This window comes from Jiangella aurantiaca, assembly GCF_004349105.1.
GTDB classification, from domain to species: Bacteria; Actinomycetota; Actinomycetes; order Jiangellales; family Jiangellaceae; genus Jiangella; species Jiangella aurantiaca.
Map to the genome: position 1 here is coordinate 15,729 of NZ_SMLB01000035.1, position 25,777 is coordinate 41,505.

General features: G+C 73.3%; 26 protein-coding genes. 17 read left to right on the forward strand and 9 right to left on the reverse strand.

The window, feature by feature from the left end:
• Positions 1–245 precede the first annotated feature (245 nt).
• Positions 246–1,982, reverse strand: a complete 1,737-nt coding sequence (locus E1262_RS20965) for an FAD-binding protein (RefSeq protein WP_132105188.1) — start codon at positions 1,980–1,982, stop codon at positions 246–248.
• Positions 1,983–2,058: 76 nt separating this feature from the next.
• On the opposite strand from E1262_RS20965, the gene E1262_RS20970 reads away from it, so the two are divergent.
• Entirely contained in the window at positions 2,059–3,024 is a 966-nt protein-coding gene (locus E1262_RS20970) for a LysR family transcriptional regulator (protein WP_132105190.1), read from the forward strand.
• Here the strand turns inward: E1262_RS20970 and E1262_RS20975 are convergent.
• From E1262_RS20975 to E1262_RS20985, 3 genes are all read right to left on the reverse strand, one after another.
• Positions 2,972–3,448: a pyridoxamine 5'-phosphate oxidase family protein gene (locus tag E1262_RS20975; RefSeq protein ID WP_132105192.1), complete on the reverse strand. Its 477-nt coding sequence runs from the start codon at positions 3,446–3,448 to the stop codon at positions 2,972–2,974. The genes E1262_RS20970 and E1262_RS20975 overlap by 53 nt on opposite strands.
• A gap of 59 nt (positions 3,449–3,507) precedes the next feature.
• Positions 3,508–4,938 carry an argininosuccinate synthase gene (argG, locus tag E1262_RS20980; RefSeq protein WP_132105194.1) on the reverse strand — a complete coding sequence of 477 codons (1,431 nt, stop codon included), beginning with the start codon at positions 4,936–4,938 and terminating at the stop codon, positions 3,508–3,510.
• A gap of 308 nt (positions 4,939–5,246) precedes the next feature.
• Entirely contained in the window at positions 5,247–5,804 is a 558-nt protein-coding gene (locus E1262_RS20985) for an ArsR/SmtB family transcription factor (RefSeq protein ID WP_132105196.1), read from the reverse strand.
• Positions 5,805–5,879: 75 nt separating this feature from the next.
• Between E1262_RS20985 and E1262_RS20990 the strand changes: the two genes are divergently transcribed.
• From E1262_RS20990 to E1262_RS21000, 3 genes are read left to right on the forward strand one after another with little or no spacing between them, the layout of a single operon-like run.
• Entirely contained in the window at positions 5,880–6,584 is a 705-nt protein-coding gene (locus tag E1262_RS20990; RefSeq protein WP_132105198.1) for an alpha/beta fold hydrolase, read from the forward strand.
• Entirely contained in the window at positions 6,581–7,120 is a 540-nt protein-coding gene (locus E1262_RS20995; protein ID WP_132105200.1) for a DinB family protein, read from the forward strand. Before E1262_RS20990 ends, E1262_RS20995 begins: the two co-directional genes overlap by 4 nt.
• A 1-nt stretch (position 7,121) precedes the next feature.
• Positions 7,122–7,787, forward strand: a complete 666-nt coding sequence (locus E1262_RS21000) for a VOC family protein (protein ID WP_132105202.1) — start codon at positions 7,122–7,124, stop codon at positions 7,785–7,787.
• 63 nt (positions 7,788–7,850) lie between these two features.
• Here the strand turns inward: E1262_RS21000 and E1262_RS21005 are convergent, their stop codons facing one another.
• Positions 7,851–9,527, reverse strand: coding sequence for an alkaline phosphatase D family protein (locus tag E1262_RS21005; RefSeq protein ID WP_132105204.1), 1,677 nt, complete (start codon positions 9,525–9,527; stop codon positions 7,851–7,853).
• 307 nt (positions 9,528–9,834) lie between these two features.
• Between E1262_RS21005 and E1262_RS21010 the strand changes: the two genes are divergently transcribed.
• From E1262_RS21010 to E1262_RS21040, 7 genes are all read left to right on the forward strand, one after another.
• Positions 9,835–10,467, forward strand: coding sequence for a M15 family metallopeptidase (locus tag E1262_RS21010; RefSeq protein ID WP_132105206.1), 633 nt, complete (start codon positions 9,835–9,837; stop codon positions 10,465–10,467).
• 17 nt (positions 10,468–10,484) lie between these two features.
• A complete protein-coding gene (gene alr / locus E1262_RS21015; protein ID WP_132105266.1) occupies positions 10,485–11,660 on the forward strand; it encodes an alanine racemase in 1,176 nt (391 codons plus the stop codon).
• Positions 11,657–12,619 (forward strand): D-alanine--D-alanine ligase family protein, encoded by a 963-nt coding sequence (locus tag E1262_RS21020; protein ID WP_203454125.1) that lies wholly within the window; start codon positions 11,657–11,659, stop codon positions 12,617–12,619. The genes alr and E1262_RS21020 overlap by 4 nt, the downstream gene beginning before the upstream one ends.
• A gap of 109 nt (positions 12,620–12,728) precedes the next feature.
• Positions 12,729–13,955 (forward strand): sensor histidine kinase, encoded by a 1,227-nt coding sequence (locus E1262_RS21025; protein WP_132105210.1) that lies wholly within the window; start codon positions 12,729–12,731, stop codon positions 13,953–13,955.
• Entirely contained in the window at positions 13,952–14,623 is a 672-nt protein-coding gene (locus E1262_RS21030; RefSeq protein WP_132105212.1) for a response regulator, read from the forward strand. The genes E1262_RS21025 and E1262_RS21030 overlap by 4 nt, the downstream gene beginning before the upstream one ends.
• A 231-nt stretch (positions 14,624–14,854) precedes the next feature.
• The gene (locus E1262_RS21035) at positions 14,855–15,643 is read left to right on the forward strand and encodes a DUF429 domain-containing protein (protein WP_132105214.1); all 789 of its coding nucleotides are present in this window, start codon (positions 14,855–14,857) and stop codon (positions 15,641–15,643) included.
• Positions 15,644–15,652: 9 nt separating this feature from the next.
• Positions 15,653–17,095, forward strand: coding sequence for an LLM class flavin-dependent oxidoreductase (locus tag E1262_RS21040; RefSeq protein WP_132105216.1), 1,443 nt, complete (start codon positions 15,653–15,655; stop codon positions 17,093–17,095).
• Positions 17,096–17,219: 124 nt separating this feature from the next.
• Here E1262_RS21040 and E1262_RS21045 read toward each other — a convergent pair whose 3' ends face one another.
• Positions 17,220–18,020, reverse strand: coding sequence for a GDSL-type esterase/lipase family protein (locus E1262_RS21045; protein ID WP_132105218.1), 801 nt, complete (start codon positions 18,018–18,020; stop codon positions 17,220–17,222).
• A gap of 481 nt (positions 18,021–18,501) precedes the next feature.
• Between E1262_RS21045 and E1262_RS31785 the strand changes: the two genes are divergently transcribed.
• Genes E1262_RS31785 through E1262_RS21060 form a run of 3 tightly spaced genes read left to right on the forward strand, consistent with a single transcriptional unit; the run spans position 18,502 to position 20,319 of the window.
• Complete coding sequence (locus tag E1262_RS31785; RefSeq protein WP_275261795.1) at positions 18,502–18,636, forward strand: hypothetical protein; 135 nt, start codon at positions 18,502–18,504, stop codon at positions 18,634–18,636.
• Between the two features lie 52 nt (positions 18,637–18,688).
• The gene (locus tag E1262_RS21055) at positions 18,689–19,174 is read left to right on the forward strand and encodes an RNA polymerase sigma factor (protein ID WP_132105220.1); all 486 of its coding nucleotides are present in this window, start codon (positions 18,689–18,691) and stop codon (positions 19,172–19,174) included.
• On the forward strand, positions 19,171–20,319 hold the full coding sequence (locus tag E1262_RS21060; protein WP_132105222.1) for a hypothetical protein: 1,149 nt from the start codon (positions 19,171–19,173) through the stop codon (positions 20,317–20,319). Before E1262_RS21055 ends, E1262_RS21060 begins: the two co-directional genes overlap by 4 nt.
• A gap of 6 nt (positions 20,320–20,325) precedes the next feature.
• Here E1262_RS21060 and E1262_RS21065 read toward each other — a convergent pair whose 3' ends face one another.
• Positions 20,326–21,396, reverse strand: a complete 1,071-nt coding sequence (locus tag E1262_RS21065; protein ID WP_132105224.1) for a hypothetical protein — start codon at positions 21,394–21,396, stop codon at positions 20,326–20,328.
• A gap of 252 nt (positions 21,397–21,648) precedes the next feature.
• Between E1262_RS21065 and E1262_RS21070 the strand changes: the two genes are divergently transcribed.
• A complete protein-coding gene (locus E1262_RS21070) occupies positions 21,649–22,125 on the forward strand; it encodes a DUF6328 family protein (RefSeq protein ID WP_132105226.1) in 477 nt (158 codons plus the stop codon).
• On the forward strand, positions 22,122–22,997 hold the full coding sequence (locus tag E1262_RS21075; RefSeq protein WP_132105228.1) for an NUDIX domain-containing protein: 876 nt from the start codon (positions 22,122–22,124) through the stop codon (positions 22,995–22,997). The genes E1262_RS21070 and E1262_RS21075 overlap by 4 nt, the downstream gene beginning before the upstream one ends.
• 21 nt (positions 22,998–23,018) lie before the next feature.
• Here the strand turns inward: E1262_RS21075 and ku are convergent, their stop codons facing one another.
• The gene (gene ku / locus E1262_RS21080) at positions 23,019–23,873 is read right to left on the reverse strand and encodes a non-homologous end joining protein Ku (protein WP_132105268.1); all 855 of its coding nucleotides are present in this window, start codon (positions 23,871–23,873) and stop codon (positions 23,019–23,021) included.
• A 121-nt stretch (positions 23,874–23,994) separates the two neighbouring features.
• Here ku and E1262_RS21085 point away from each other — a divergent pair, with 121 nt between their 5' ends.
• Positions 23,995–24,204, forward strand: coding sequence for a hypothetical protein (locus E1262_RS21085; RefSeq protein ID WP_132105230.1), 210 nt, complete (start codon positions 23,995–23,997; stop codon positions 24,202–24,204).
• 12 nt (positions 24,205–24,216) lie between these two features.
• Here E1262_RS21085 and E1262_RS21090 read toward each other — a convergent pair whose 3' ends face one another.
• Positions 24,217–25,764, reverse strand: a complete 1,548-nt coding sequence (locus E1262_RS21090; protein WP_132105232.1) for a multicopper oxidase family protein — start codon at positions 25,762–25,764, stop codon at positions 24,217–24,219.
• Positions 25,765–25,777 lie beyond the last annotated feature (13 nt).

Consider the following 25,777-nt stretch of genomic DNA (forward strand, 5'->3'; position numbering starts at 1 on the left):
GCGTGACGCTAGCCGTGACTCCAGGTCGGCCGGAATGACGAAAACGCGCCCGCACCTGGAGAAAGCGATGATCTTGATCGAAAGGCGGGTACGCGCGGAAACGAGGACGGAGCGGACGGTGAACTCTCCCCCGGCGACCGGTTGCGGACTGGCCTCCACCGCCGCGTCCACTGGCGCACGCCGCCGGCTTCGCCGACGGGGACGAGGTGCAGCTGCAGTGCCTCATCACCGGCCGGGCGGCGTGACTATTCGACGAGCTTGCCCTCGGTGGAGACGTCCTGGATGTGACCGGCGATCTCGGCGGGCACCGGCGGGATCTCCTCACGGACGACGCCCGCGGCGGGCGACCACACGAGGTTGACGCGCAGCGCGGGATCGAGCTCGGGATAGTCGCTGCGGTTGTGGCAGCCGCGCGTCTCGCGGCGCTCGAGCGCGGCCTCGAGCGTCGCCCGGGCGGCCAGCGCGGACGCCTTCAGGTCGAAGGCGTGGGCGAGGTCCTGGAACCCGGCGATGTCGGGGTGGATGCCGACGTCGCTCATCCGCGCCTCGATCCGGTCGAGCTCGGCGAGCCCCGCCTTGAGGCCGGCCTCGTCGCGGACGACGCCGGCGTGCTCGGTCATGGTGTCGCGGATCGCCCGCTGCAGCGCGCGCACGTTCTCGGGGCCGTCGGCCGCCAGGAGGTCATCGATCTCGGCGCGGGCCAGCGCCACCGCCTCGGCCGAGCGGCGCTGGGCGTCGAGGCCGGCGGAGTGCGCGACGGCGGCCCGGCCCACGAGGCGGCCGAAGACGAGCAGCTCGATGAGGGAGTTGCCGCCGAGCCGGTTGGCGCCGTGCAGCCCGCTGGAGGCCTCGCCGATCGCGTACAGGCCGTCGACGTCGGTGCCGTGGTCCTCGGGCCGGACCCACACGCCGCCCATCGAGTAGTGCGCGGTCGGCGCGACCTCGATCGGGTCGGTGGTGATGTCGAGCATCTGGACCTCGAGCATCGTCTGGTAGACGCGCGGCAGCCGGGTCATGATCGTCTCGCGCGGCAGGTGTGACACGTCGAGCCAGACGCCGCCCTTCTCGGTGCCGCGTCCCTCCTTGATCTCGGTGTACGCGGCGAGTGCGACGCGGTCGCGGGTCGACAGTTCCATGCGCTCGGGGTCGTACTTCTCCATGAACCGCTCGCCGAGGGCGTTGCGCAGGATGCCGCCCTCGCCGCGGGCGGCCTCGGAGATGAGCGTCCCGGCCGCGTTCTCGGGCTCGATGATGCCGGAGGGGTGGAACTGGACGAGCTCGGGATCGCGCAGCCGCGCGCCCGCCTCGACCGCGAGCCGGAACGAGTCGCCGGTGTTCTCGTCGCGGCGCGAGGAGGTGCGGCGCCAGATCCGGTTGTGGCCGCCGGCCGCGAGGATCACGGCATCGGCGTGGATGAGGTACCGGGTGCCGTCGCGCAGGTCGAAGCCGTAGGCGCCGAAGACGACGTGGTCGCGCACGAGGATGCGGGTGACGTACACGGTGTCGAGGATCGGGATGTCCAGCTGCTCGGTGCGGCGCACCAGCGTGCGCTGGATCTCCAGCCCCGTGTAGTCGCCGGCGAACGCGGTGCGCCGGTAGGTGTGCGCCCCGAAGAAGCGCTGCGAGATGCGCCCGTCGGTCTCGCGGGCGAACTCCATCCCGTACCGCTCGAGGTCGCGGATGCCGCGCTCGGCACCCCGCGTGACGATCTCGACCGTGTGCGGGTTGGCGAGGAAGTAGCTCTCCTTGATCGTGTCGGCGGCGTGCTGCTGCCAGCTGTCGTCGGCGTCGATGGTGCCGAGCGCGGCGTTGATGCCGCCGGCCGCGAGCGCGGTATGGGCGTCCTGGCGCGGCCGCTTGCCGACGGCGAGCACGTCGACGCCCTGCTCGGCGACCTCGATGGCCGCCCGCAGGCCCGACCCTCCCGTGCCGATGACGAGCACCGTGGTGGACAGCTGCCGTTCGCCTGTCGATCCGTTCATATCTCCACGCTAGGTGGGCTCGTGCAATGACGCCAATGCATTGTTCGAGTGATTTCGATGTGCTTAGGCTATGGTCATGAACCTCGAGCAACTGCGCGGCTTCGTCGAGGTCGCCCGGCTCGGCCACTTCACGCGGGCCGCGGAGCACCTGCACCTGGCGCAGCCATCGCTCAGCCGGCAGATCGCGTCGCTGGAGCACGAGCTCGGCGCCGAGCTGTTCCACCGCGCCCGCGGCCACATCTCGCTCACCGCGGCCGGCGAGGCGCTGCTGCCGCTGGCCCGGCGCATGCTGGCCGACGCCGACTCCGTCCGCCGCGAGATGGCCGAGCTCGCCGGGTTGCGGCGCGGACGGGTCCGGCTGGGCGCCACACCCACGCTGTGCATCAGCCTGGTCGCCGAGGCGCTCAGCGCCTTCCACGGCGCCCATCCGGGCATCGAGCTGCACCTCACGGAGGGCGGCTCGCGCAGCCTGATCGACGAGCTGGCCGAAGGTGCGCTCGACCTCGCGCTCATCACCGCGTCCGAGGGACGGCCGGGCGGCGGCGCGAGCCTCACCCGCACTCCCCTGCTCACCGAGGAGCTGGTGGTCATCTCGTCCGCCGCGCGGCCGCCCGTCACCGCGGAGAAGGCGATCGGCCTGGAGCAGCTGGCGCGGCTCCCCCAGATCGTCTTCCACGAGAGCTACGACCTGCGGGTCACGACCGAGGCGGCCTTCCGCGCCGCCGGGCTCACGCCGTCGGTGGTGCTCGAAGGGGCCGAGATGGACGCGGTGCTGCGGTTCGTCGAGCGCGGCCTGGGCGTCGCCGTCGTTCCCGCGATGGTGCTGCTCGACCGCCCGGGGCTCCGCTCCGTGCGCCTCACGAAACCGCGGCTGACCCGCACCGTCAGCCTGGCCCACCGATCCGACGTCACCCCGACCCGAGCGGCCGAGGCGATGCAGCACGTGATCGTCGCCACCGCCGACGCGCTGGCAGCCGGCAGCGCGCTGATCAGTCCGGCGCGGGCTCCGGGTCGGGGCCGCCGGTCCACACCCAGCGGGTGAACGTCGGCCCGGTCAGCGCCTCCCACCAGGCCAGCGCGCGCTCCGGACGCAGCTCCCAGAGCCGGTTCGGCGCGTCCATGTCCAGCCGGTAGGCGTGGCCGTCGGGCGTGACGTATTTGGCCGCCATGGCGGCGTCGATCCGCGACCGCACCGCGTCGTCGTCGACCCGCACCGTCGTCCCCTCGACCACCAGCACGTCGTGCCCGCCGTCGAGGTGGACGGAGGCCCGCGGCTCGGCGGTGAGGTTGCGGCCCTTCACCGAGGCCGGGTCGGTGCTGAAGTACAGGCGGCCGTCCTGCCAGACGCCCCACAGCGGCACCACGTGCGGGCGGCCGTCGGGACGGGTGGTACACAGCCAGTAGTCGGTGGCGCGTTCCAGGCGGCGGCGATGCAGCGGCCACGGGACGCGATGGGTGGCGGTCATGGACGCACCCTCTCATCCCGCGCCGACAGCGTGGCCGGCACGGGAGGAGGGCGCCGGCGTCAGTCGGTGCCGGACTCCATGGCCGCGCGGTCGAGCATGGCGTCGGCGTCGACCTCGCCGCGGGACGCGATGGCCTCGGCGCCGCCCTCCGGCAGCTCACCGACCAGGCGCGTCGCGCCGATCAGCTCCGCGTGCGCGCCGCCGACCAGGCCGAGGCCGGCGTACTGCTCCAGCTTGGCCCGCGAGTCGGCGATGTCGAGGTTGCGCATGGTCAGCTGGCCGATGCGGTCCACCGGGCCGAACGCGGAGTCCTCGGTGCGCTCCATCGAGAGCTTGTCCGGGTGGTAGCTCAGCGCCGGGCCGGTGGTGTCGAGGATGGAGTAGTCCTCGCCGCGCCGCAGCCGCAGCGTCACCTCGCCGGTGACGGCCGAGCCGACCCACCGCTGCAGCGACTCGCGCAGCATGAGCGCCTGCGGGTCGAGCCAGCGACCCTCGTACATGAGCCGGCCGAGCCGGCGGCCCTCGTTGTGGTAGTTGGCGACGGTGTCCTCGTTGTGGATCGCGTTGACCAGTCGCTCGTAGGCCGCGTGCAGCAGCGCCATGCCGGGCGCCTCGTAGATGCCGCGGCTCTTCGCCTCGATGATGCGGTTCTCGATCTGGTCGGACATGCCCAGCCCGTGCCGCCCGCCGATGGCGTTGACCTCCAGCACGAGCTCGACGGCGTTCGCGAACTCGCGCCCGTTGACGGTGACCGGCCGGCCGCGGTCGAAGCCGATGGTGACGTCCTCGGCGGCGATCTCGACCTCGGGGTCCCAGAACCGGACGCCCATGATCGGGTCGACGGTCTCGATGCCGTTGTCGAGGTGCTCCAGCGTCTTCGCCTCGTGCGTCGCACCCCAGATGTTCGCGTCGGTCGAGTACGCCTTCTCGGTGCTGTCGCGATAGGGGAGGTCGTGCTCGCGCAGCCACTCGCTCATCTCGCGCCGGCCGCCCAGCTCCCCCACGAACGCGGCGTCGAGCCACGGCTTGTAGATGCGCAGGTTCGGGTTGGCGAGCAGCCCATAGCGGTAGAACCGCTCGATGTCGTTCCCCTTGAACGTCGACCCGTCGCCCCAGATCTGCACGTCGTCCTCGAGCATGGCCCGGACGAGCAGCGTGCCGGTGACGGCGCGGCCCAGCGGCGTCGTGTTGAAGTAGCTGCGTCCGCCGGAGCGGATGTGGAACGCGCCGCACGTCAGCGCGGCCAGCCCCTCCTCCACCAGCGCGGCGCGGCAGTCGACCAGCCGGGAGATCTCGGCGCCGTACAGCTTCGCCCGCCCCGGGACGGAGTCGATGTCGTCCTCGTCGTACTGCCCGAGGTCGGCGGTGTACGTGCACGGCACCGCCCCCTTGTCGCGCATCCACGCCACCGCCACGGAGGTGTCGAGACCGCCGGAGAACGCAATGCCGACCCGCTCGCCGGCGGGCAGGGAGGTGAGCACCTTGGACACGAGCAAAAGTATGCAGGCTTACGCATGATTATGCAAGCGGGAGCCCCCGTGATCTGCCGCACCCCACTCCCGGCCGCCGCTCGCGCCCGGGCTCACGGTGGGCCGGCGGCTCGGTTGGCCGGGCGGCGTGCGTATGGCGTTCGTCGGCGGACGCGTCGGGGTCGTACCGTTCGCCGTCGCCTCGGCTTGCCGTTGCCCAGCGGTGAACGCCTTGATCATGTTCCCTCGCGGTCGCCGACACGCCGCCAGGGAACATGATCAAGGAAACGGCAGCCAACAGCCGACGTCGCAGACCTCGGCGAGTGCGCCTACTCCTCCGGGTCGGGCAGCGCCGGGTGCTCCGTCGGGTACAACCCCGCCACGAAGCCGAAGACGGTCTCGCCCGAACGCGGGATGATGCTGAACTCGCGCACCAACTCCAGCACCTTCTCCCAGAACTCCATCGCCCGATCCCGCGGAATGCGGGCGTGCCGATGGATGCTCATCAGCACGTCCGCCTCGTACGCCGCCCGCGCCTCGGCCGCTGCGACGGAGAGGTCGTTCTCCCAGATCACCGGGTGGTCGATTTTTCCGATGCGGAACAGCCGCGCCGTGCGACCGTAGTAACGCTCGTCGATCGCCCGCACGCGCCGGGTCCGTACTACCCGCAGCAGACCGGCGTCGACCAGCACGCCGACATGGTGGGCGACGGTGCTCTTGGGACGGCCGATCGCCGTGGCCAGCTCGGACACCGTCGCGGCCCGCTCGAGGACCAGATCGAGGATGGTCGATCGCAGCGGATCGGACATCGCGCGCAGCTGGGCGGGCGCCGTCACGACGGCCTGGTCGTCCAGCTCGTAGTCGGGCATCGCGCGATCGATCGACATTTCCGGTCCGTTCCACTAGTTTGGATTGATCCGCACTTCTGGATCATACAGGCCACACCCGAGAGGCGACCGACCATGCACATCGTTCTGATCCCCGGGCTCTGGCTCGACGGCTCGTCGTGGGACCAGGTGGTCCCCATCCTCGAGCAGGCCGGGCACACGACGCACCCGCTCACTCTCCCCGGCATGGAGTCCAAGGACGCCGACCGCTCGGCCGTCACGCTGCAGGACCACGTCGACGCGGTCGTGGCGGCGATCGACGCGGTACCGGAGGACGAGGGCAAGGTGCTGGTGGTCGGGCACTCGCTCGGCTCGGCGCTGGCCTACGCCGCCGCCGACGCGCGGCCGGACCGCGTCGCCCGCACCGTCTACATCGGCGGGTTCCCGGCGAAGGACGGCGAGCCGCTCGGCGCGTTCGCCGCCGAGAACGGCGAGATCCCGCTGCCCAGCTGGGAGGACATCGGCGAGGACGACCTGAAGGACCTCGACGACGCCGCCCGCGCCGACTTCCGCTCCCGGGCGATCCCGTCGCCCGAGCAGGTCACCACCGACCCGGTCCGGCTCACCGACGACCGCCGTTACGACGTCCCGGCCACCGTCATCTGCCCGGAGTTCTCCGCCGGCCAGCTGCGCGCCTGGATCGACGCCGGCGAGCCGCCCGTGCAGGAGTTCACCAGGCTCCGCGACGTCGAGTACGTCGACCTGCCGACCGGGCACTGGCCGCAGTTCAGCCGGCCCGAGAACCTCGGCCGGGCCATCAACGACGCCGCGGCGCGATGACGGTCACCGACGAGCACGGCCGGCCGGAGCCGCCGGTCGACGGCGACGAGCTCGCGACGCTGACCGGCTTCCTCGACTACCAGCGCGCGACGCTGGCGTGGAAGTGCCGCGGCCTCGACAGCGCGGGGCTGAACGCCACCGTCGGCGCGTCCACGATGACGCTCGGCGGGCTGCTCAAGCACCTCGCCTTCGTCGAGGACGACTGGTTCACCCGCAGTCTGTTCGACCGCGAGCGCAGCGCCCCATGGAACGACGTCGACTGGGCCGCCGACAACGACTGGGACTGGCACTCCGCCACCGACGACACGCCGGAGCACCTGTTCGCGCTCTGGGAGGAGGCGGTCGCGCGGTCCCGGACGAACCTCGCCGAAGCGCTCACGTACGGCGGCCTCGACCAGCCGGCGAAGCGCACCTGGCCCGACGGCCGTGCCCCCAGCGTGCGCTGGATCCTCACCCACATGATCGAGGAGTACGCGCGGCACAACGGCCACGCCGACCTCCTCCGCGAATCCGTCGACGGCAGTACCGGAGAGTGACATGGCCACACCCATCACCGCACGCGCGTTCCACGAGGACGAGACCACCCAGGACTGGCGGGTCGTCGGCGACGGCGCCTGCGCGGTCTTCCGCACCGGCTCCTTCGCCGACGGCGCCCGGCTCGCCCAGGCCCTCGCCGCGGCCGTCCCCGACGCCGGGCCGCACCATCCCGACGTCGACCTGCAGCGTGACACCGTCACCGTCCGGCTGATCACCGTCACCGACCATTACACGGGCCTCACCGACCGCGACCTCGATCTGGCGCGGCGGATCTCCGCGGTCGCCCGCGAGCAGGGGCTCGCCGCCGAGCCGGCCCTGGTCCAGACGGTCCAGCTGACCATCGACGCGCTGGTCAGCGCGGACGTGATGCCGTTCTGGGCGGCTGTGCTCGGCTACGAGCGGCGCGCCGACAACCCCGACGAGGACCTCGTCGACCCGCGCTGGCGCGGCGCGTCGATCTGGTTCCAGGACATGGACGCGCCCCGCCCGCAGCGCAACCGCATCCACGTCGACGTCTGGGTGCCGCCGGAGCTCGCCGAGGAGCGCGTCGCGGCGGCGCTGGCCGCCGGCGGCACGCTGATCCGCGACAAGTCACCCACCTGGTGGACGCTCGCCGACGCCGAGGGCAACGAGGTCGACGTCGCCACGGTCGCCGGGCGCGACTGACGGGGGTCCGGCGCCGCGCATCCGCCCGGAGTGCGCGGCGCCGGACCCGGCCTTGGAGCGGGGTCAGCGCTGCAGGTCCGCCGTCTCGTCGACGTCGTCGACCTCGTAGACGGGACCGGCGTCGCGCTCGGCCTGCGCCCGCAGCTGCGCCGTCCGCGGCTCCTGGAACTCGACGGTGACGCCGGGCCGGCCGGCCTCGACCAGGAACTCCGCCGCCGTCCGCACCGTCGCGCCGTCCGGCTGCCAGACGGTGTCGACCAGCCGCAAGGAGCTGAGCATCCGCTCCGGCGTCACGTCGCAGACGACGTAGCCGCGCTGGTTGTCGAAGTACTTCCAGTGCGGGCTCTCCTCGGCGATCGGCCGGTAGGTGTTCTGGAACGCGACCGGGTCGGAGTTGCCGCCGGACGAGATCGAGGTGCCGGTGATCTCCGCGCCCACGACCGGCGACGACGGGTCGTCGAAGTCGGGGTGGAGGTCGGCGACCCAGGTGCAGTGCCGGTCCCCCGTCAGCACGACCGGGTTGTTCACCGCGTCGCTGCCGAACACCTCCAGCAACCGGCGGCGCTGCACGCGGTAGCCGTCCCAGTTGTCGAGGTCGAACGTGTCGACCTCGCCGGCGGTGCGGTCGTTCTGCGCCCACATCACCTGGTTGGCCAGCAGGTTCCAGCGCGTCCCGCGGTCGGTGAGGCCGTCGACCAGCCAGCGCTCCTGCTCCTCGCCGGTCATCGTCAGCGGTGCGGTCTCGGCCTGCTCCAGCGTCGACGGCTGGTCCGAGCGAAACTGCCGGGTGTCGAGGACGTGCAGGTCGACGAGGTCGCCGAACCGCAGCCGGCGGTACAGCTGCAGGTCGAGACCGCGCGGCCGGGAGCCGCTGCGCAGCGGCATGTGCTCGTAGTAGGCCTGGAACGCGGCCTGCCGCCGGGCCCGGAACGCCTCGGGCGTCTGCAGGTCGGGATCCTGCGGGATCTCGTCGGCCCAGTTGTTGTCGACCTCGTGGTCGTCCCAGGTGACGATCCACGGGAAGCTCGCGTGCGCCGCCTGCAGGTTCGGGTCGGACCGGTACTGGGCGTGCCGGTTGCGGTACTCCACCAGCGTCATCGGCTCGCCGGTGCCCTCATGGGTGCGGACAGTGGTCGTGCGCGGCACCGACTCGTAGATGTAGTCGCCGAGGAACGCGACGAAGTCCAGGTTCTCACCGGCCAAGTGGTGATAGGCGGTGAAGTAGCCGTCCTGCCAGTTCTGGCAGCTGGCGAACGCGAACCGGACGGCGACGACGGAGCCCGCGGGCGCCGTCTTGGTGCGGCCGATCGGCGAGAGCTGGCCGCCGGCGCGGAAGCGGTAGACGTACTCCGCGCCCGGCCGCAGGCCGTCGACCTCTGCGTGGACGCTGTGGCCGTGCTGCGGGAGCGCGACGGTCCGGCCGCGGCGGACGACCCGGGCAAAGGTGTCGTCCTCGGCGACCTCCCATTCGACGGGGTACGGGCGGTCCGGCATGCCGCCGCCGTCGAGCGGGTCCGGCGCGAGCCGGGTCCACAGGACGACGCCGCTGGGCAGCGGGTCGCCTGAGGCGACGCCGAGTGAGAAGACACCGTCCGGCAGCGTGCCGCCGGTACCGGGCGCCGCGGCGTATGCGCCGTCGACGCGGATGAGGGACGGGACGGTAGCGGCCGCGGCGGCGGCCGCGCCGAGGCCGGTGACGAAGAGACGCCGGGACAGGGGACGCTGGGGGGAGACATCCATGCGCACACGCTTCCCGTGCGGGTTGACGAGCAGTACGACGGAAGGTGACCGTCCGCTGAACGTCCCGCCGGATCACTCGTGCGGCGCGTCGAGGGCGGCCAGCAGCGGGCCGGCCAGATCGTCGGTCTGCTCCACCAGCTGCCGGCTGCTCGCCTGGATGTCCTGCACACCGCCTGCCTCCCCCGCGGTGTCACTGCGCCGCAGCGTACCGCCGGGACCTCGGGGTCCGGGATCTCGTCCTCGGGGACAGCGATCCGGCACCTCAGGTGGAGGCCCGCCACCCGCCCCGATTCCTAGCGTGCTGGACATGACGATCCTCCTGTCCGACCCGCGAGTCGCAGCGATCCCCGTCGAGGACGAGGGCGAGCCGCTGGTCGAGCTCACCGCCCCCTTCGGCCCGGCCCGCGCACGGGTGCGGGTCTCGCTCGCCCAGCGGCTGCTGCTGGCCCGCGACCGCCTTCCCGCCGGTATCGAGCTGCGGGTGGTCGAGGGACACCGCAGCGTCGCCGACCAGCGCGCCATCATCGCCAGCTACGCCGCCGAGCTGTCCGCCGTCCACCCCGGCGTCGACCGCGACCCCGCCGAGCTGGACCGCCTCACGAGCCGGTTCGTCGCACCGGTCGCGGTCGCGCCGCACGTGGCCGGCGCCGCGGTCGACCTCACGCTGGTCGACGGCGACGGGCGGGAGCTGGACCTCGGCACGCCGATCGACGCCACGCCGGAGCAGAGCGACGGCGCCTGCTACTTCGCCGCGCGCAACATCTCGGCCACCGCCCGCGTCCACCGGGCGCTACTGGCCGACGTGCTGACGTCCGTCGGGCTGGTCAACTACCCGACCGAGTGGTGGCACTGGAGCTACGGCGACCGCTACTGGGCCCTGACGGTCGGCGCGCCGGCCGCCCTGTACGGCCCGATCGGCGCCCACCTGGTGGCGGCATGAGCCGCCCGACCAATGTCATGAACGCAGCCGTCGCCACGCGCTCGCAAGCAGCCGCCGTCGTGACCAGCCGGCCCACACTCACCGCCGACCTCACCGCCGTCGCCGCCAACACCCGCACGATCGCCACCCGCGCTCCCGGCGCGGCGCTGATGGCGGTCGTCAAGGCGGACGGGTTCGGGCACGGCGCCGCCGACGTCGCCCGGACGGCGCTCGCCGCGGGCGCGACCCGGCTCGGCGTCACCAGCGTCGACGAGGCTCTGGAACTTCGAGCGGCCAGGATCGGCGCTCCGATCCTGAGCTGGCTGAACCCCGTCGACGCGGACTTCGGCGCGGCCGTCGCCGCCGGCGTCGACCTCGCCGTCGCCAGCCGCCCGCACCTGGACGCCGTCGTCGCGGCGGCGCCGGGCACCGGGCCGGCCCGCGTGCACCTGCACCTCGACACCGGCATGGCCCGCGACGGCGCGCCGCCGGCCGAGTGGGCGCAGCTGTGCCGCGCCGCCCGGCTGGCCGAGCAGCGCGGGCAGCTCCGGGTCGACGGCGTCATGGGCCATCTTGCCTGCGCGGACGTCCCCGCCGACCGGTCCAACGCGATCGGCCGGACTCGGTTCGCCTGGGGCCTCGAGGTCGCCCGCTCGCTGGGGCTGCGGCCGGCGCACCGGCACCTCGCGGCGACCGCCGCGACCCTCACCGACCCGCGCACGCACCATACGCTGGTCCGGATCGGCGCCGGGCTGTTCGGCATCGACCCGTCGCGGACGGTGCGGCTGCGGCCCGCGCTGACGCTGACGGCGCCGGTGGTCTCGGTCCGCCGGGTCCGGGCCGGCACGCCGGTCGCCTACGGGCACACCTGGACCGCGCCCGCCGCGACGCACCTGGGGCTGCTGCCGCTCGGCTACGCCGACGGCCTGCCGCGGGCCGCGTCCGGACGGGCGGAGGTGCAGGTCCGCGGCCGGCGCCGCCCGATCGTCGGGCTGCTGTCGATGGACCAGGCGGTCGTCGACCTCGGCGACGACGACCCGGTCGAGCCCGGCGAGGTCGCGACGGTGTTCGGTCCCGGCGACGACGGCGAACCGACGGCCGCCGAGTGGGCGACCTGGGCCGGGACGATCGAGCACGAGATCGTCACCGGCATCGGCGCGCGGGTGGCGCGCCGATGCCGGACCGCCGCGACGGAACTCTGGAGCGTCCGATGACCGGCCGCGCGGCGACGTCCGCCGCCTGGGTCGCGGTCATCGGCGGCGGCCAGAACTGCGAGCACGACGTGTCGCTGGCCTCGGCGGCCGCGGTCGCCGGCGCGCTGGAGGACGCCGGGTACGCCGTCGTCCGCCTGACCATCGATCGCGACGGCAGCTGGCGGCACGGCGTCGACGGCTGTCCCGTCGACCTCGCCGACGCGATCCACGTCCTGCGGACCTGCGACGTCGCCGTCCCAGTGCTGCACGGGCCGCGCGGTGAGGACGGCACGCTCGCCGCGCTGTGCGAGCTGGCCGGCGTCGCGTACGTGGGGTCCGGCGTGCTGGCCGGCGCCTTGGCGATGGACAAGTGGGCGACGAAGCTGGTCGCGGCCGACCTCGCGATCGCCACGGCGCCCGGCGTGCTGCTGACCCCGTCGACAGCGCCCGGCTACCGCTGGACCCGTCCGGTCGTCGTCAAGCCGGTTGCCGCGGGGTCGAGCCAGGGCGTGTCGCTGGTCGCGTCCGCGCCCGGGCTCGCCCCCGCCCTGGACGCCGCGTTCGCGCTGGACCGCCGCGTGCTCGTCGAGGACGTCGTCACCGGCCGCGAGATCGACGTCGCCGTCCTGGGCCGCCCGGACGGGTCGCGCACGGTCGCGCCAGCGCTGGAGATCGTCGTCGACGGGCTGTTCGACTTCGCGACGAAGTACGGCGGCGGCGCCGACTTCCGCGTCCCGGCCGAGCTCGCCGACGCCGAGCGCAAGGAGCTGGAGGAGGCCGCCGTCGCGATGTTCGACGCGCTCGGCTGCGCGGGCGTCGCCCGCGTCGACTTCTTCCTGACGGCGGACGGGCCGGTGCTCAACGAGGTCAACACGATGCCGGGGTTCACCGAGCAGTCGCAGGTGCCGAAGATGTTCGCCTCGGCGGGCGTCTCGTACGCGGAGCTGCTCGACGTGCTCGTCCGCGACGTCCTCGGATGAGCCGGCCGCCTCGCGCCGCCGTCGTCGCCGCACTGACCGGCCTCGAGGTGCTCGGCGTGGTTCCATTACAGGGACACGCGCTCGTGTATCTCGCCGGAGGCCCGACCACATGACGACGGACTGGCGGGCGTGGGTCCCCGACATCGCCGCGGCGACGATCGTGGCCTTCCTCGGGCTGTACGAGGCGGCGACGGCGTGGGTTCTGCCGACGTCGCGGATCGAGCTGGTGTTCGTCGCGATCGGGACCGCCGTCGCGGTCGGGCTCAGCCGCCGGTTGCCGGCCGCCGCACTCGGCCTGGTGTGGGCGGTGTGCGGGCTGCAAGTGCTCCTCGGCATCGACCTCATGCTCGTGCAGCTGACCATCGCCGCGGTGGCGTTCGGCACGGCTCGCTGGGGCAGCGCCGCGACGGTGTGGCTGAGCGCGCTGTCCATCCCGGTCGCCGCGATGATCGTCACCGTCTTCGTGAACTCCCGCGGCCTGGGTGGGCTGGCCGACCTCGCCGGCAACGAGAGCCTCGTCGACACCGTCCGCGAGCTCAGCACGACATGGCAGCTCACCGGGGCCATCATCGGGATGGCGGCGCTCGGCGCGCCGTGGCTGGCCGGGTTGGCGCTGCGGTTCGGCGACCGCGCCCGGGTCTCGAAGGCGTCGCAGGAGGCGGCCGAGGAGGACGCCGCGCGCGCCGTCCGCGAGACCGAGCAGGCCCGCGAGATCGCCCGGTTACGCGAGGAGCAGGCCCGGCTGGCCAACGACGTGCATGATGTGGTCGGGCACTCGCTGGCGGTGATCCTGGCCCAGGCCGAGTCCGCCCAGTACCTCGACGACACCGACCCGAAGGCGCTGAAGGAGACGATGGCGAAGATCGCGACGTCGGCGCGGACCTCGCTGCGCGATGTCCGGCAGGTGCTGGCCGACACCCGGCAGCCGGCGGCGCAGCCGGGCGGACTCGGCACCCTGATCGACGGCATCCGCGCGAGCGGGCACGAGGTGGTGTCGACCGAGATCGGGACGCCACGGCCGCTGCCGCCGGAGCTCGACGTGGTCGCGTTCCGGGTGCTGCAGGAGATGCTGACCAACGCGATCAAGCACGGCCGCCGCGACTCGCCGGTGTACGTCGAACAGCACTGGGAGGGCGAGCTGCGCATCGAGGTCCGCAACGTCGTCGCGCCGTCGCCGTTCGCGCCGGCGTCAGGGGGCGGCGGCGCCGGGCTGGACGGCATGCGACGCCGCCTGGAGTCCGTCGGCGGCCGCCTCGACGTCCGCCGCCGCGACGAGGAGGGCGGCACGACCTTCACGGCGACGGCGTGGGTGCCCGTCCGGGCGAGCGGCGCATGACCGGTGACATCCGGGTGCTCCTGGTCGACGACCAGGAGCTGTTCCGCGAGGGCGTCCGGGTCATCGTCGACGCCCAGGACGGCATGACGGTGGTCGGCTCGGCCGGCGACGGGCTCGAGGCGATCCGCCTGGTCGACCAGCTCGCACCTGACGTCGTCCTCATGGACATCCGGATGCCCGACATGGACGGCGTCGAGGCGACCCGGCAGATCTTCCTGCCCGACCGGGTCGCGCGGCGGGAGCGGCCGGTGCGCGTCGTCGTCCTGACGACGTTCAACCTCGGCGACCGCGCGGCGACGGCGATCCGGTACGGCGCCAGCGGGTTCCTGCTCAAGGACACCACGCCACTGCAGCTGCGCGACGCGATCCGGACGGTGTACGCGGGCAACGCGGTGCTGGCGCCGCAGGACCTCGCGACGCTCCTGGACGGGCAGTTCCGGTCCCGCTCCCCCGCGCCGGCGGCGTACTTGTCGCTGACGGACAAGGAGCGCGAGGTGTTCACCGCCGTGGCGCGCGGCCTGTCCAACACCGAGATCGCCGGCCTGGTGTTCGCCAGCGAGTCGACCGTGAAGACGCACGTGGGCGCTATCCTCCGCAAGCTGGCGCTGCGCGACCGCGTCCAGATCGTCGTCTTCGCCCACGAGCACGGCCTGCTCGACCAATCGTGAGGGCCGCAGGACGCGCCGCGCCTCGCGCCGGCGCCCGCCTCGGCAAGGCTCACCGCCGCCCAGAATCGGACATTCCGCCCGCTGAGCGACGACCAGCCCAGCCCAGGGGATGGTCAACCCCAGCCAACGAGACGCCCGCGCGGGCCGGGTGGATTGCGGCTAGAGTCCGCTCGTGACCGCGGATCGCTCGGCCGAGTCCGGCCTCGCCGCGTGCGGCACTGCGGACGAGACATGCGCACCGTCGGCGTCGACCTGAGCGCAGAACCGGCCGGAACCGCCGTCGCGACGGTGGAGTGGGCCGGCGGCGGCGTCGTCGTGACCGGGCTGGCTGAGCGGGCCGGCGACGACGTCGTCATCGAGGCGGTCGCGGGAGCGGCGAAGAGCGGCATCGACTGCCCGTTCGGCTGGCCGCTGCCGTTCGTCGAGTTCGTGTCCGGGCACCGCGACGGGCACGTGTCGGGCCACCCGACCCTCGTGGGGCGCGACTGGCGGCGCGAGCTGGCCAACCGCACGACCGACGAGGTCGTCCGGAGCGACACCGGGCTCATCCCGCTCAGCGTCGCCGCCGACCGGATCGGGCACGCGGCCCTCCGCTGCGCCTGGCTGCTCGCCCAGCTCAGCCGGCGCGGACTCGACGTCCACCGCGCGGGTACCGGCGCCGTCGTAGAGGTGTATCCCGCCGCGTCGCTGAAGGTCTGGGGCCTGCGCCACCGCGGCTACAAGGGCGGCCCGAACCGGACGGCGCGCGACGACCTGGTGACGGCCCTGCGCGACGCCGCGCCCTGGCTGGACCTCGGCCCGTACGACGACGTCTGCCGTCGCTCCGACCACGCGCTCGACGCCGTCGTCGCCGCCCTGAGCGCCCGCGCGGCCGCACTCGGCCTGGTGACCGTGCCGGCCGGCGACCAGATCGAGAAGGCCCGCGTCGAGGGCTGGATCGCCGTCCCGACGTGCGGCCTCGCGGACCTGCCCGGCGGGCGGCCGGCTGACGGTGTTCATCGCGGCGGGGCCGGCGGCTAGCCTGAGCCCGTGACGACGCAGCCGCCGATCCCGGACCCGGCACTGGTGGTGCTGGTCGGCGCCTCCGGCGCGGGCAAGTCGGTGTGGGCGCAGGCCCGCTACCGGGCGCAGGAGATCGTGTCCTCCGACGACCTGCGCGGCGTGGTCGGCAGCGGCCGGCACGACCTCGACGCGACCGACGACGCGTTCGCGCTGCTCGACCGCATCGTCGCCGCGCGCGCCGGCCGCGGGCTCACCGTCGTCGTCGACACGCTGGGCCTGGACGCCGACCGCCGCCGCGGCTACCTGGCCGTCGCCCGCGACGCCGGGCTGCCCGCCGTCGCCGTCCTGTTCGACACGCCCGCCGAGCTGTGCCGGGCCCGCAACGCCGCCCGCGACCGGCCGGTGCCGGCGCCGGCGCTGGCCGGCCAGCTGCGCCGCGCCGGCCAGGTCGGGGCCGAGCTGGACGGCGAGGGCTGGGACCTCGTCGTCACGGTCGACGCCGACGCCTCGCCCGCCGACACCGCCGTGACGCCCGTGTCCGCCGTCACCCCGGCTGCGACCGACCGGCAGGTGATCCTGCAGGTCTCCCGGTTCCCATGGGGCGACGACCCGGCCGGCTGGCTGAAGGAGGTCGCGCTGGCCGCGGACGAGGCGGGATTCGCGGGCCTGGCGCTGATGGACCACCTGATCCAGATCCCGCAGGTCGGGCGCGCGTGGGACCCGATCCCGGATTCGTTCACGACGCTCGGCATGCTGGCCGGTCTCGGCACCGGGCTGCGGCTCGGCCCGCTGTGCACGCCGGTGACGTTCCGGCCGGGCGGGGTGATCGCGAAGGCGGTCGCCACGCTCGACGTGCTGAGCGGCGGGCGGGCGTTCGTCGGCATCGGCGCCGGCTGGTTCGGCCGCGAGCACGACGTGCACGGGCTGGCCTTCCCCGGACCGAAGGAGCGGCTGGACGAGCTGGAGCGCGCCATCGAGATCATGCGCGCGCTGTGGGCGTCGGGCACCAAGGCGTACTCCGGCACCAGGGTGCAACTGCCGGAGACGACGTCCTACCCGCGGCCGGTCGGCCGGCCGGAGATCGTCGTCGGCGGGTCCGGCAACCGGTCGCTGCGCATCGCCGCCGAGCTCGGCGACGCCTGCAACCTGCGCACCGACGACGGTCTCGACGAGCGGCTGGCGGTGTTCGAGAAGCACCGCGACCGCACGGGCCGCGACGTCGCCGTCACCGTTCTCGACCTGCCGATCGTCGGCCGCGACCGAGACGACGTCTGGCGGCGGGTCGAGCGGGCGCGCGGCAACGCCACCGCGGCCGCCTACGCCCGCAAACACCACGCCACGACGGTGGAACAGACGGCCGAGCGGTACCGGTCGCTGTTCTCGCGCGGCGTCCGCACCATCTTCGTCGCCGTCCAGGATCTCGCCTCGCCCGACGACGTCCGCGCGCTGGCACCGATCGCCGCGCCCTGACGCCGTCACCGGAAGTCGCGCTCCAGCCAGGACGTCGGCGGCTCGTCCCGTACCAGCAGCACGAAGATCGCCAGCAGCACCAGCAGCGCCGCGAGCGCGATCCAGTCGTCCCGGCTCCAGCGCATCACGGCACCAGCCCCAGCGTGCGTTCGAGCAGGTCGCACCAGGCCGTGATCCCCGCGGGCGACGGATGCACCCCGTCGGACAGCCAGTCCTCGGCGAGCGTCCCCGCCCAGTCGACGACGACGAGGTTCGGGTGCTCGGCGGCGAGCGCCCGCAGCTGGTCGTTGATCCAGTCTGAGTTGTGCCGGTCCGCCGAGCGCTGCTCGGCGTCCCCGCTCCAGCGGTCGACGTGGACGGTGAGCCAGTACACCGGCCGGCCGTCGGCGGCGGCCAGCACCCGCTCGACCTGCCGCCACCAGCCCAGCGGCGCGAAGATGTCGTTCGCGCCGCTCACCACGACGATGCCGCGGTCCGGGATCAGCCCGGCGTGGTCGACGATCCAGTCCGCCGCCGGCGCTGTCGGCCGGCCCGGGTGCGCGTTGACGGCGACCGGCACGCCGTACGCCGCACCGAGCCGGGTGGCCAGCGCGTCCGCCGTCGCCCGCGCGATGGAGTCGCCGACGACGAGGACGCCGTCGGCGTCGACGACCGCCCGGAACTGGTCCGGGTCGCTGATCCGCGGCGTGTTGCCGCGCCACTCGCCGAGCGAGCCGGAGCCCGGCACCGTCCGGTTCTCGGTGAGTGCCGGCGGCAGGGCGCGGGCCGACGGGCTCGGCGGTAGCTCCCGCGCGGGTTCCGCGGCCGGCGGCGCGGGCTCGGCCGCCAGCGGCGACGGTGCCGCGAGCAGGGCGACGTCGCGCGGTCCCGCGCACGCGGCCAGAGCCAGGACGAGGGCGCACGCGGGCAGGGTGAACCGGGGCATGGTGGTGCCCTTCCGGGAGCCGGTGCCGCCGCAGCGCGCACCGTGACGGGAGTTCTGGCGGCGTCATGCCGCGCGGCCGCTCGGGCGGCCGTGGTTCGGGCCGTGCGCTCAGCCGGGCCCGTCGCGCCCCTTCGCCATCGCCGACCCCCCGATCCGGGCGGGTGCTGCCGCCTCACTCAGGAGACGTAGCGAAGCGGCGCGAACGTTGCATTGGTGGTATTCAAGCGGCCATGCAGTGCATCGCCGCGGCCATGCGTCCTCGGTTGTGAGAGCGTGATCGCGGCAAGGGAGGGCAGCGTGGACTCGCAGGACGAAGAGCACTTCCGGCGCTTCGTGGAGGGCCGGTCGCTCGCGCTGCTCCGGACGGCGTACGCGCTGTGCGGCGATCGGTACGCGCCGGAGGACCTGGTCCAGGGAGCGCTGGCCAAGCATCGCGATCCGGGCGACCCACGCGCTGCGGTGGGAGTCGCCCACCACCGTCGTGATCGACGCCTACGACGAGTCCGATTCCGCCCTGGTCCGGTGCTCCGTCGGCGGCGACTGCGAACTGGCCACCGCGCCCCGTCAGATCGACGACGACCCGGGCACGTTCGACAGCCCGTACGTCCTCGGCTGACCACGCGGCTCAACGGTTCCGGCCGCCGGCGCGTGTTACCAGTGTGAGCACGATGGCCGAGGACTTCGCCGACTGGTACCTCGCGCTGCGGCCGCGGGTCCTGCGTGCCGTCACCGTGGCCGTCGGCGATCGCGACCTGGCCGAGGAGGCCACCGCCGAGGCGTTCGCCCGGGCGCTGGCCCGCTGGCCGGCCGGTGCGGCGCTGGACTCGCCGGTCACCTGGCTGCTCAAGGTTGCCCTCAACGAGGTCCGGTCGCGGTGGCGGCGCTCCCGGCTGGAGCGCCGGCACCTGCAGCGCCTCGCCGCGGAGCCGGAGCGGCACGCCCCGGCCGCCGAGCCGCGCGACGACGCGTTGTGGGCGGCGGTCGCCGCCCTGCCGGAGCGTGGCCGCCAGGTCGTCGCCATGCGGTACGTCCTCGACCTCACCGAGCCCGAGATCGCCGCCGCCTTGGGCATCACCCGCGGCACGGTGGCGTCCACGCTGAGCCGGGCGCGGCAGCAGCTCGCGACCGCACTCACCCGGGAGGAGACCCCATGACCGCGTTCGACGACGAGCTGGCCCGTGCGCTGCGCGACGTCCCGGTCGGCGGGTACGCGCCCATCGAGGAGCTGCAGGACCGTGCCCGGCAGCTGCACACCCGCCGCCGGCTGGCCGGCGCAGGCCTCGCGGTGGCCGCGGCCGTCCTGGTCGCGGTTTCCTCGGCCCTCGCCCTCACCGGCGGCGACGGCGACACGGTCACCCCCGCGCCCCCGGTGGGCACCGCCCCGAGCTCCACGCCGGAGCCCACGACCGCCCCACCCGCCGGCCCGGACTGCCCCGGCACCTGGTCCGAGCGGTTCGACGCGACCCAGCCGCGGAGCATGGCCACGCCGGTGGCGGGGCCCGGCGACCTGCCCGACGAGGTCCGGCTGCTCTGGGCCGCCGACGCCGCGCCCGACCCGGACCAGGCGTACGCCATGGACAACAGCTCCGTCCTGGGCCAGGTCGGCGCCGCGTTCGAGCGGTGCCCGCAGCCGCAGCCGGACCGGAGCGTCGTCGTCGTGCAGCTCGACGGCGACGTCGTCCAGCGCAGCGCCGTGATCTCCGAGGCCGGGAGCTGGCTCCGGGTGGATCCGGCCACCGCCCGCACCCTCGACGCCGACGGCGTCCCGGTCCTCGTCGAGAACCCGGACGCCAGCGCCGACGACGGCGTCCGGGCCGAGTGGGAGGCCGGAGGCCTGGCCTGGGAGGTCCAGTCGGAGGACCTGAGCGACGCGGAGCTGATCGAGCTCGTGCGCACCATGCGCCTCGACGGTGACAGCATCGACTTGAGCGCCTGGTCGGTCGCCACCGGGGCCGAGCGGTTCGTGACCGGCGCGGGCGTCGACGTCGAGCCCGGCCGCGCGGACCTCACCGTCGTGGCCGACGGCCTGCAGCTGACCGTCACCGACGAGGACCGCGACCCCTGGCGAACCGCCACACCCGGCAGCCGCGAAGTCGCGGTCGCCGGCGGCACCGGCGTCCTACGCGAGGTCGCCGACGGCGTCGCCATGCTCACCTGGCAGCCGACGCCGCGGACCACCGCCACGCTGACCGGCGATCTGGACGGCGAGGAGCTGCTCGCGATCGCCAGGACCGTCGCCCCCGTGCCGGCCGACGACCAGCGCCTCACCGAGGTGTGGTCGGCCGGTGCGGAGCAGTGAGGCCCGTCAGCGACGCAACGCCAGGTACTCGGCCCGGGCGGCGAAGATGCCGCGCATCTCGGCGGTCACCCCGACCATGAACTCGTCGCGGTAGGTGGAGTCGGTGAGGATGGAGATGGCGTAGTAGAGCCCGGTGAACGCCGCCATCCCGCCGGCCACCCGCAGCAGCGTCTCCGTCAGCCGGACGGGGTGGCCGAGCAGAGTGAACGGGTACTCCCAGGAGCCGGCGGTCCCGGCCCAGTCCACTCCGACGTCCGGGGTCAGCGCGAACAGCCCGAACGCGATGAAGAACGCGCCCACACCGGCGGCGACGACGCAGACCTGCAGCGCCTGGCTCACCACCAGCGTCAGGCCGACGTTGAGGCGCTGGCGGCGGGTCAGCGGCCGGGCGCCGTCGTTCAGGTCCGCCTCGAGCTGGTGCACCAGCCCCGGCGCCCGCACGGCCAGGAACACCAGGCCGAGGCCGAACAGCAGCCCCGTCACGACCAGCACGAACGGCCGCGGCATCGTGCCGAACATCTGCCACATCTCGGCGTTGACGAACAGCACCAGCGAGAAGATCAGCAGCAGCGGCAGTGTCCGGACCAGCCGGCCCAGCGACGCCGCCAGCTCGTCGGCCATCCGGCTGAGCGCCCAGAACACCGTGGCGATCAGCCCATACCCCACCACCAGGTACACCAGCAGCAGGAACAGCGAATTGCCCACGACGATGCCGAAGAACTGCCGCCACTGGCCGCCGAAGATCACCGGCAGCAGCGCCGGCACCAGCACGAACGCGGCCAGCTCGGGTCGGCCGACCTCGCGCGGCAGCTCCATGAACCCGCGGCCGCGGACCCGGTTGAGCATCCCGAACGCGACGATCAGGATGGCCAGCCCGCCGAGCGCCGCCGCCAGGTTGAGCAGGAACGGCCACTCCAGCTCCGTCGCGGCGAGCATCTCGCCCAGGAACACCAGCGCGAGCCACGGCGCCGCGCGCGTGAAGATGTCCTCGCTCGCGCTGTAGTCCTCGATGAACAGCGGCAGCCCGCTGCGCCGGAACCGGCGCTCGTAGTCGGCGAGGTCGTCCTGTTCAGCCACTAGCCGTTCCCCACGTGTCGGGCCTTGCACGACGTCCTCGCAATCCCTGCGTGCCTTCCGCTCCGGACCGACTCGTGGGGACCTTCGGCTCCCAGTCGCCGTCGGTGTGCAAGGCTCTCCACAGGCCGGACTCTACCGACCCGGGTACGACCGGAACCGACCGTTCCACCAGCGGATGGTTCCCGCGTCGTCCGGGTACCATCCGGGTCTGTCGCGGTTCGCCGTGACGTCGTCGGCCCATGAGGAGGAGCGGTGACCGAGCAGCGCTACCGGAGGGACGAGGACCAGGCCGACCGCTACGACCGGCACTGGAACGAGCTGCTCCAGGAACTGCGGATCGCCCAGACCGGCGTGCAGATCCTGTTCGCCTTCCTGCTGACCATCGCGTTCACTTCGCCGTTCCGCGACTCCGACGAGTTCACCCACGACGTGTTCGCGGTGACGATCGTCGTCGCGGCGATGTCCATGGCGCTGCTGATCGCGCCCGTGTCGTTCCACCGGATCGTGTTCCGGAAGCGGATCCGCGACAAAATGATCCCGATGGCTTCCAAGATGACCGCCGGTGGTCTGTTCCTGCTGATGCTCGCCGTGTGCGGCGGGCTGCTCCTCGCGCTCGACGTCGTGCTGGCCCGCTGGCTGGCGATCGTCGTCAGCGGAACCGCGCTGCTGTGGTTCGTCACGTTCTGGTACGTCATCCCGGGCCGGGTGCGGGCGCGGAGCACGTCTTGACCCTCGTCCACCACCGGCACGACGGCGACGGCTGGGTCGACTGCGCCTGCGGGCAGCGGCACTGGGGCCGGTTCGGCGCGGCCGGGTTGCTGGTGGTCGACGACGAGCGCGGCGTGCTGCTGCAGCACCGGGCGCACTGGAGCCACCACGGCGGCACCTGGGGCATGCCTGGCGGCGCGCGATCGTCGGCGGAGACGGCCGTCGATGCGGCGCTGCGCGAGGCCGCCGAGGAGGCCGCCGTCCCGCCCGACGCCGTCCGGCCCAGCCACGCCTGGGTCGAGGACCACGGCACGTGGTCCTACACCACGATCGTCGCGCGCCCCGTCCGGCCGGTGGTCGCCCGGGCCGCCGACCCGGAGAGCCTGGACATCACCTGGATCGCCCTCGACGAGGTCGCGTCGCTGCCGCTGCTGCCGGCATTCGGCGCGCTGTGGCCGCGCATCCACGCGGCGGCGCCGTCCGACCTGGTGCTGGTGGTCGACGCCGCCAACGTGGTGGGCTCGCGCCCGGACGGCTGGTGGCGCGACCGCGCCGGCGCGACCGTCCGGCTCCGCGACGAACTGGGCCTGCTGGCGCCGGTTCCCGCGACGTCGCTCGGGCTGCCGGCGACGCAGTGGTGGCCGCGGATCGTGCTGGTCACGGAGGGCCGGGCACGCGGCATCACCTCGCTGGACGGCGTCACGGTGATCGACGCTCCCGGCAGCGGCGACGACGCCGTCGCGGCGGCCGTCGCGGCCGCGGTGACCGATCGGCCGCAGGACTACGTCGTCGCGGTGACGGCGGACCGGGAGCTGCGGTCCCGCGTCGACGCCGCCGGCGGCCGGAACCTGGGCCCGTCAGCGCTGTTCGAGATCACCCACCGCGGCGACTGACGGCGCCGGCCGGGCCGTGGCTCAGGCGGACTTGCGCTTCGCGGCGGTCTTCTTCGCCGTCTTCTTCGCGGGAGCCGGCTTCTCCTCGGCCTTGCCCGCCGCTCGGTTCTGCTTGGCCTCCTCGACGCTGCGGCGCAGGGCGTCCATGAGGTCGACGACCTTGCCCTCGGCCGGCTCGGCCTCCGGCGGCGTGACCACCTCGGCGCCTTCGGCCTTCGCGTTGACGACCTCGAGCAGTGCCTCGCGGTACTCGTCGTGGTACTCGTCGGGGTCGAAGTCGCCGGACAGGGTGTCGATGTAGGACTCGGCCATCGCCATCTCCTGCTTGCGGACCTCGATGTCCTCGCCCAGGAAGTCGAACTCGGGCTTGCGGATCTCGTCGGGCCACAGCATGGTCTGCACGATCAGCACGCCCTCGAACGAGCGCAGCACCGCCAGCCGCTCCTTGTTGCGCAGCGCCACCTTGACGACGCCGACCCGGCCGGACCGCTCCAGCGAGTCGCGCAGCAGCGCGTACGGCTTGGTGTCGCCGGTGGGCTCGGCGTAGTAGGCGCGGTTCAGCGACGTGGGATCGATCTGCGAGAACGGCACGAACCCGAGCACCTCGACCGCCCGCGACGAGGTGATGGGGAGGTCCTCGAAGTCCTCGTCGGTGAGCACGACCATCTGGCCGCCGGGCAGCTCATAGCCCTTGGCGATGTCGGCGTAGGCCACCTCGTGCCCGCCGGCCTCGCACACGCGCTTGTACCGGATGCGCCCGCCGTCGGCGGCGTGCACCTGCCGGAAGCTGACGTCCTTCTCCTGGGTGGCCGACACCAGCCGGACCGGGATCGACACCAGCCCGAACGAGATCGAGCCCTTCCAGACCGTCTGCACAGGCATGTTCCACTCCGTCCGCCGGCACCTCGTCGTCGTGCCCGTTCCAAGCCTAGTGTGGCTCGTCACCGCCCCGGCGCGCCTCCTGGGCCCCGCCCTGCTCGCGTGTCACCCTCGAAACATGAGGGCAAGACGAGATCTCAACGTCGCGGCGCCCGAGCTGCTCATCGGCTCCCTCACGGCCTGGTGCGGCGAGTGCGACGCGGAGACCGAGTTCGACAAGGTCCCCGGCGGGATGGGCGTGGAGTACGCGTGCCGGGACTGCTCGGCGGCCGTGTTCAACGGCGACCTGCCGCTGATCGAGTCGATCTTCCAGCCGGTCGCCGTCTAGCGCGCGTCCCGGCTACGCGCCGGCGACGGTGAAGCTGAACATCATGCCACTGTGCATGTGTTCGGGGATGTGGCAGTGCGCCATCCACAGCCCCGGATTCGTCACGTCGAACAGGATGTCGACGACCTGACCCGTGCGGACCAGCACGGTGTCCTTCCAGACGAGGTTGGGCTCGGCCACCTCGTCGCGGGCCAGGACGAGGAACCGGCCGGCGCCGTGCAGGTGGAACGGGTGGTGCATGGGGTGGTCGGAGTCCATCTCGTTGACCAGCCGGATCTTCACCCGGTCGCCGACGCGGAACCGCCAGTCGACGGTGTCGGCGTCGGTCCCCGCGGTTCGGTCGACGAACATCCAGTGCATGGTCTCGGCGGTGCTGCTCCGGTTCATCTCCGCCATCTCGTCTTCCCACTCGATGCCGTCGGAGACGGCGTGCCCGCCGGCACCGCCGTGGTCGCCGTGGCCGCCGTCATCGCCCTGCCCGTGATGGCCGTGGTGATCGTGATGGCCGGCCGTGTGGTCCATCCGGGCGACCAGGGCGAGCACCTTGTCCGGCGGCGCGGTGAGCCACGGTCCCAGCGTCTCGCGCTCGGCGGTCAGCTCGGGGTCGCGGCGCAGCACCTCGAACGCCTCCCCCGCCACGGACGCCACCGGCTCACCCACCACCGCCACCGTGGCCAGCGGGTACGTGTGGTCGGGGGTGCGGTGCTCCAGGGTCAGCTCGCCGGGCTCGTCGGCCAGCACGTCCACGACCGCCCGCTCCGACGGCGCCAGTAGCACCTGTGTCACGAACTCGTCGTGCTCGACCCGGCCGCTGTCGCCGCCGACGAGCTTCATCCGGGCGCCGGGGAGGCGCAGGTCGAACACCCGGGCGCCGGCGGTGTTCGTCAGCCACAGCCGGACCACCTCCCCGGGCCGGGCTGCCAGCCGTGGGTGCGGCTCGCCACTGGTCAGGAAGACGTTGCCGAACCGGCCCATGGCCGCGTGGTTGGTCTCGCCCCGGCTGAACGGCACGACCCGGCCGTCGTCGCCGAGCAGCAGGTCGTCCACGGTGAGGACGAGGTCGCGATCGGCCGGCGGCCAGTAGTCCGCCTCCGCCGGGACGACCACGATGTTGCCGTACAGGCCCAGCTCCTGGGCGTAGTCCTCGCGGACGTGCGGGTGGTACCAGTACAGGCCGGGGTCGGGGAACTGGATGCGGTACGTGAAGCTGCCGCCGACGGGCACCGGCTCCTGCGTCTCGTGCGGCACGCCGTCGTAGCGGTTCTCCAGCCGCAGGCCGTGCCAGTGCACCGTGGTCTCGAGGTCGCCGTGGTTCGTGACGTTCACGACCAGCTCGCTGCCCTGCACGACCCGCAGCGTGGGGCCCGGAATCGAGCCGTTGTAGCCCAGCATCCGGACCGTTGCCTCGCCGAGACGCTTGGCCACCGGGGCGATCGTGAGGTCCAGCGTGTCGCCATCGGCGAGCTCCAGGAGCGCCGGCCGTCCCGCCTCCGGCAGCCCCGAAGGATCGGCCGGGAACTCACCGGACTGGTCGTGATGGTGGTGGTGATGCGTGTTCATGGTGCGCCGCCCG

Bases quoted from the DNA above. Each gene is read 5' to 3' on its own strand.
- E1262_RS20965 (WP_132105188.1), bottom strand. From the start codon at position 1,982: ATGAACGGATCGACAGGCGAACGGCAGCTGTCCACCACGGTGCTCGTC.
- E1262_RS20970 (WP_132105190.1), top strand. From the start codon at position 2,059: ATGAACCTCGAGCAACTGCGCGGCTTCGTCGAGGTCGCCCGGCTCGGC.
- E1262_RS20975 (WP_132105192.1), bottom strand. From the start codon at position 3,448: ATGACCGCCACCCATCGCGTCCCGTGGCCGCTGCATCGCCGCCGCCTG.
- E1262_RS20985 (WP_132105196.1), bottom strand. From the start codon at position 5,804: ATGTCGATCGATCGCGCGATGCCCGACTACGAGCTGGACGACCAGGCC.
- E1262_RS20990 (WP_132105198.1), top strand. From the start codon at position 5,880: ATGCACATCGTTCTGATCCCCGGGCTCTGGCTCGACGGCTCGTCGTGG.
- E1262_RS20995 (WP_132105200.1), top strand. From the start codon at position 6,581: ATGACGGTCACCGACGAGCACGGCCGGCCGGAGCCGCCGGTCGACGGC.
- E1262_RS21000 (WP_132105202.1), top strand. From the start codon at position 7,122: ATGGCCACACCCATCACCGCACGCGCGTTCCACGAGGACGAGACCACC.
- E1262_RS21005 (WP_132105204.1), bottom strand. From the start codon at position 9,527: ATGGATGTCTCCCCCCAGCGTCCCCTGTCCCGGCGTCTCTTCGTCACC.
- E1262_RS21010 (WP_132105206.1), top strand. From the start codon at position 9,835: ATGACGATCCTCCTGTCCGACCCGCGAGTCGCAGCGATCCCCGTCGAG.
- alr (WP_132105266.1), top strand. From the start codon at position 10,485: ATGAACGCAGCCGTCGCCACGCGCTCGCAAGCAGCCGCCGTCGTGACC.
- E1262_RS21020 (WP_203454125.1), top strand. From the start codon at position 11,657: ATGACCGGCCGCGCGGCGACGTCCGCCGCCTGGGTCGCGGTCATCGGC.
- E1262_RS21025 (WP_132105210.1), top strand. From the start codon at position 12,729: ATGACGACGGACTGGCGGGCGTGGGTCCCCGACATCGCCGCGGCGACG.
- E1262_RS21030 (WP_132105212.1), top strand. From the start codon at position 13,952: ATGACCGGTGACATCCGGGTGCTCCTGGTCGACGACCAGGAGCTGTTC.
- E1262_RS21035 (WP_132105214.1), top strand. From the start codon at position 14,855: ATGCGCACCGTCGGCGTCGACCTGAGCGCAGAACCGGCCGGAACCGCC.
- E1262_RS21045 (WP_132105218.1), bottom strand. From the start codon at position 18,020: ATGCCCCGGTTCACCCTGCCCGCGTGCGCCCTCGTCCTGGCTCTGGCC.
- E1262_RS21055 (WP_132105220.1), top strand. From the start codon at position 18,689: ATGGCCGAGGACTTCGCCGACTGGTACCTCGCGCTGCGGCCGCGGGTC.
- E1262_RS21060 (WP_132105222.1), top strand. From the start codon at position 19,171: ATGACCGCGTTCGACGACGAGCTGGCCCGTGCGCTGCGCGACGTCCCG.
- E1262_RS21085 (WP_132105230.1), top strand. From the start codon at position 23,995: ATGAGGGCAAGACGAGATCTCAACGTCGCGGCGCCCGAGCTGCTCATC.
- E1262_RS21090 (WP_132105232.1), bottom strand. From the start codon at position 25,764: ATGAACACGCATCACCACCACCATCACGACCAGTCCGGTGAGTTCCCG.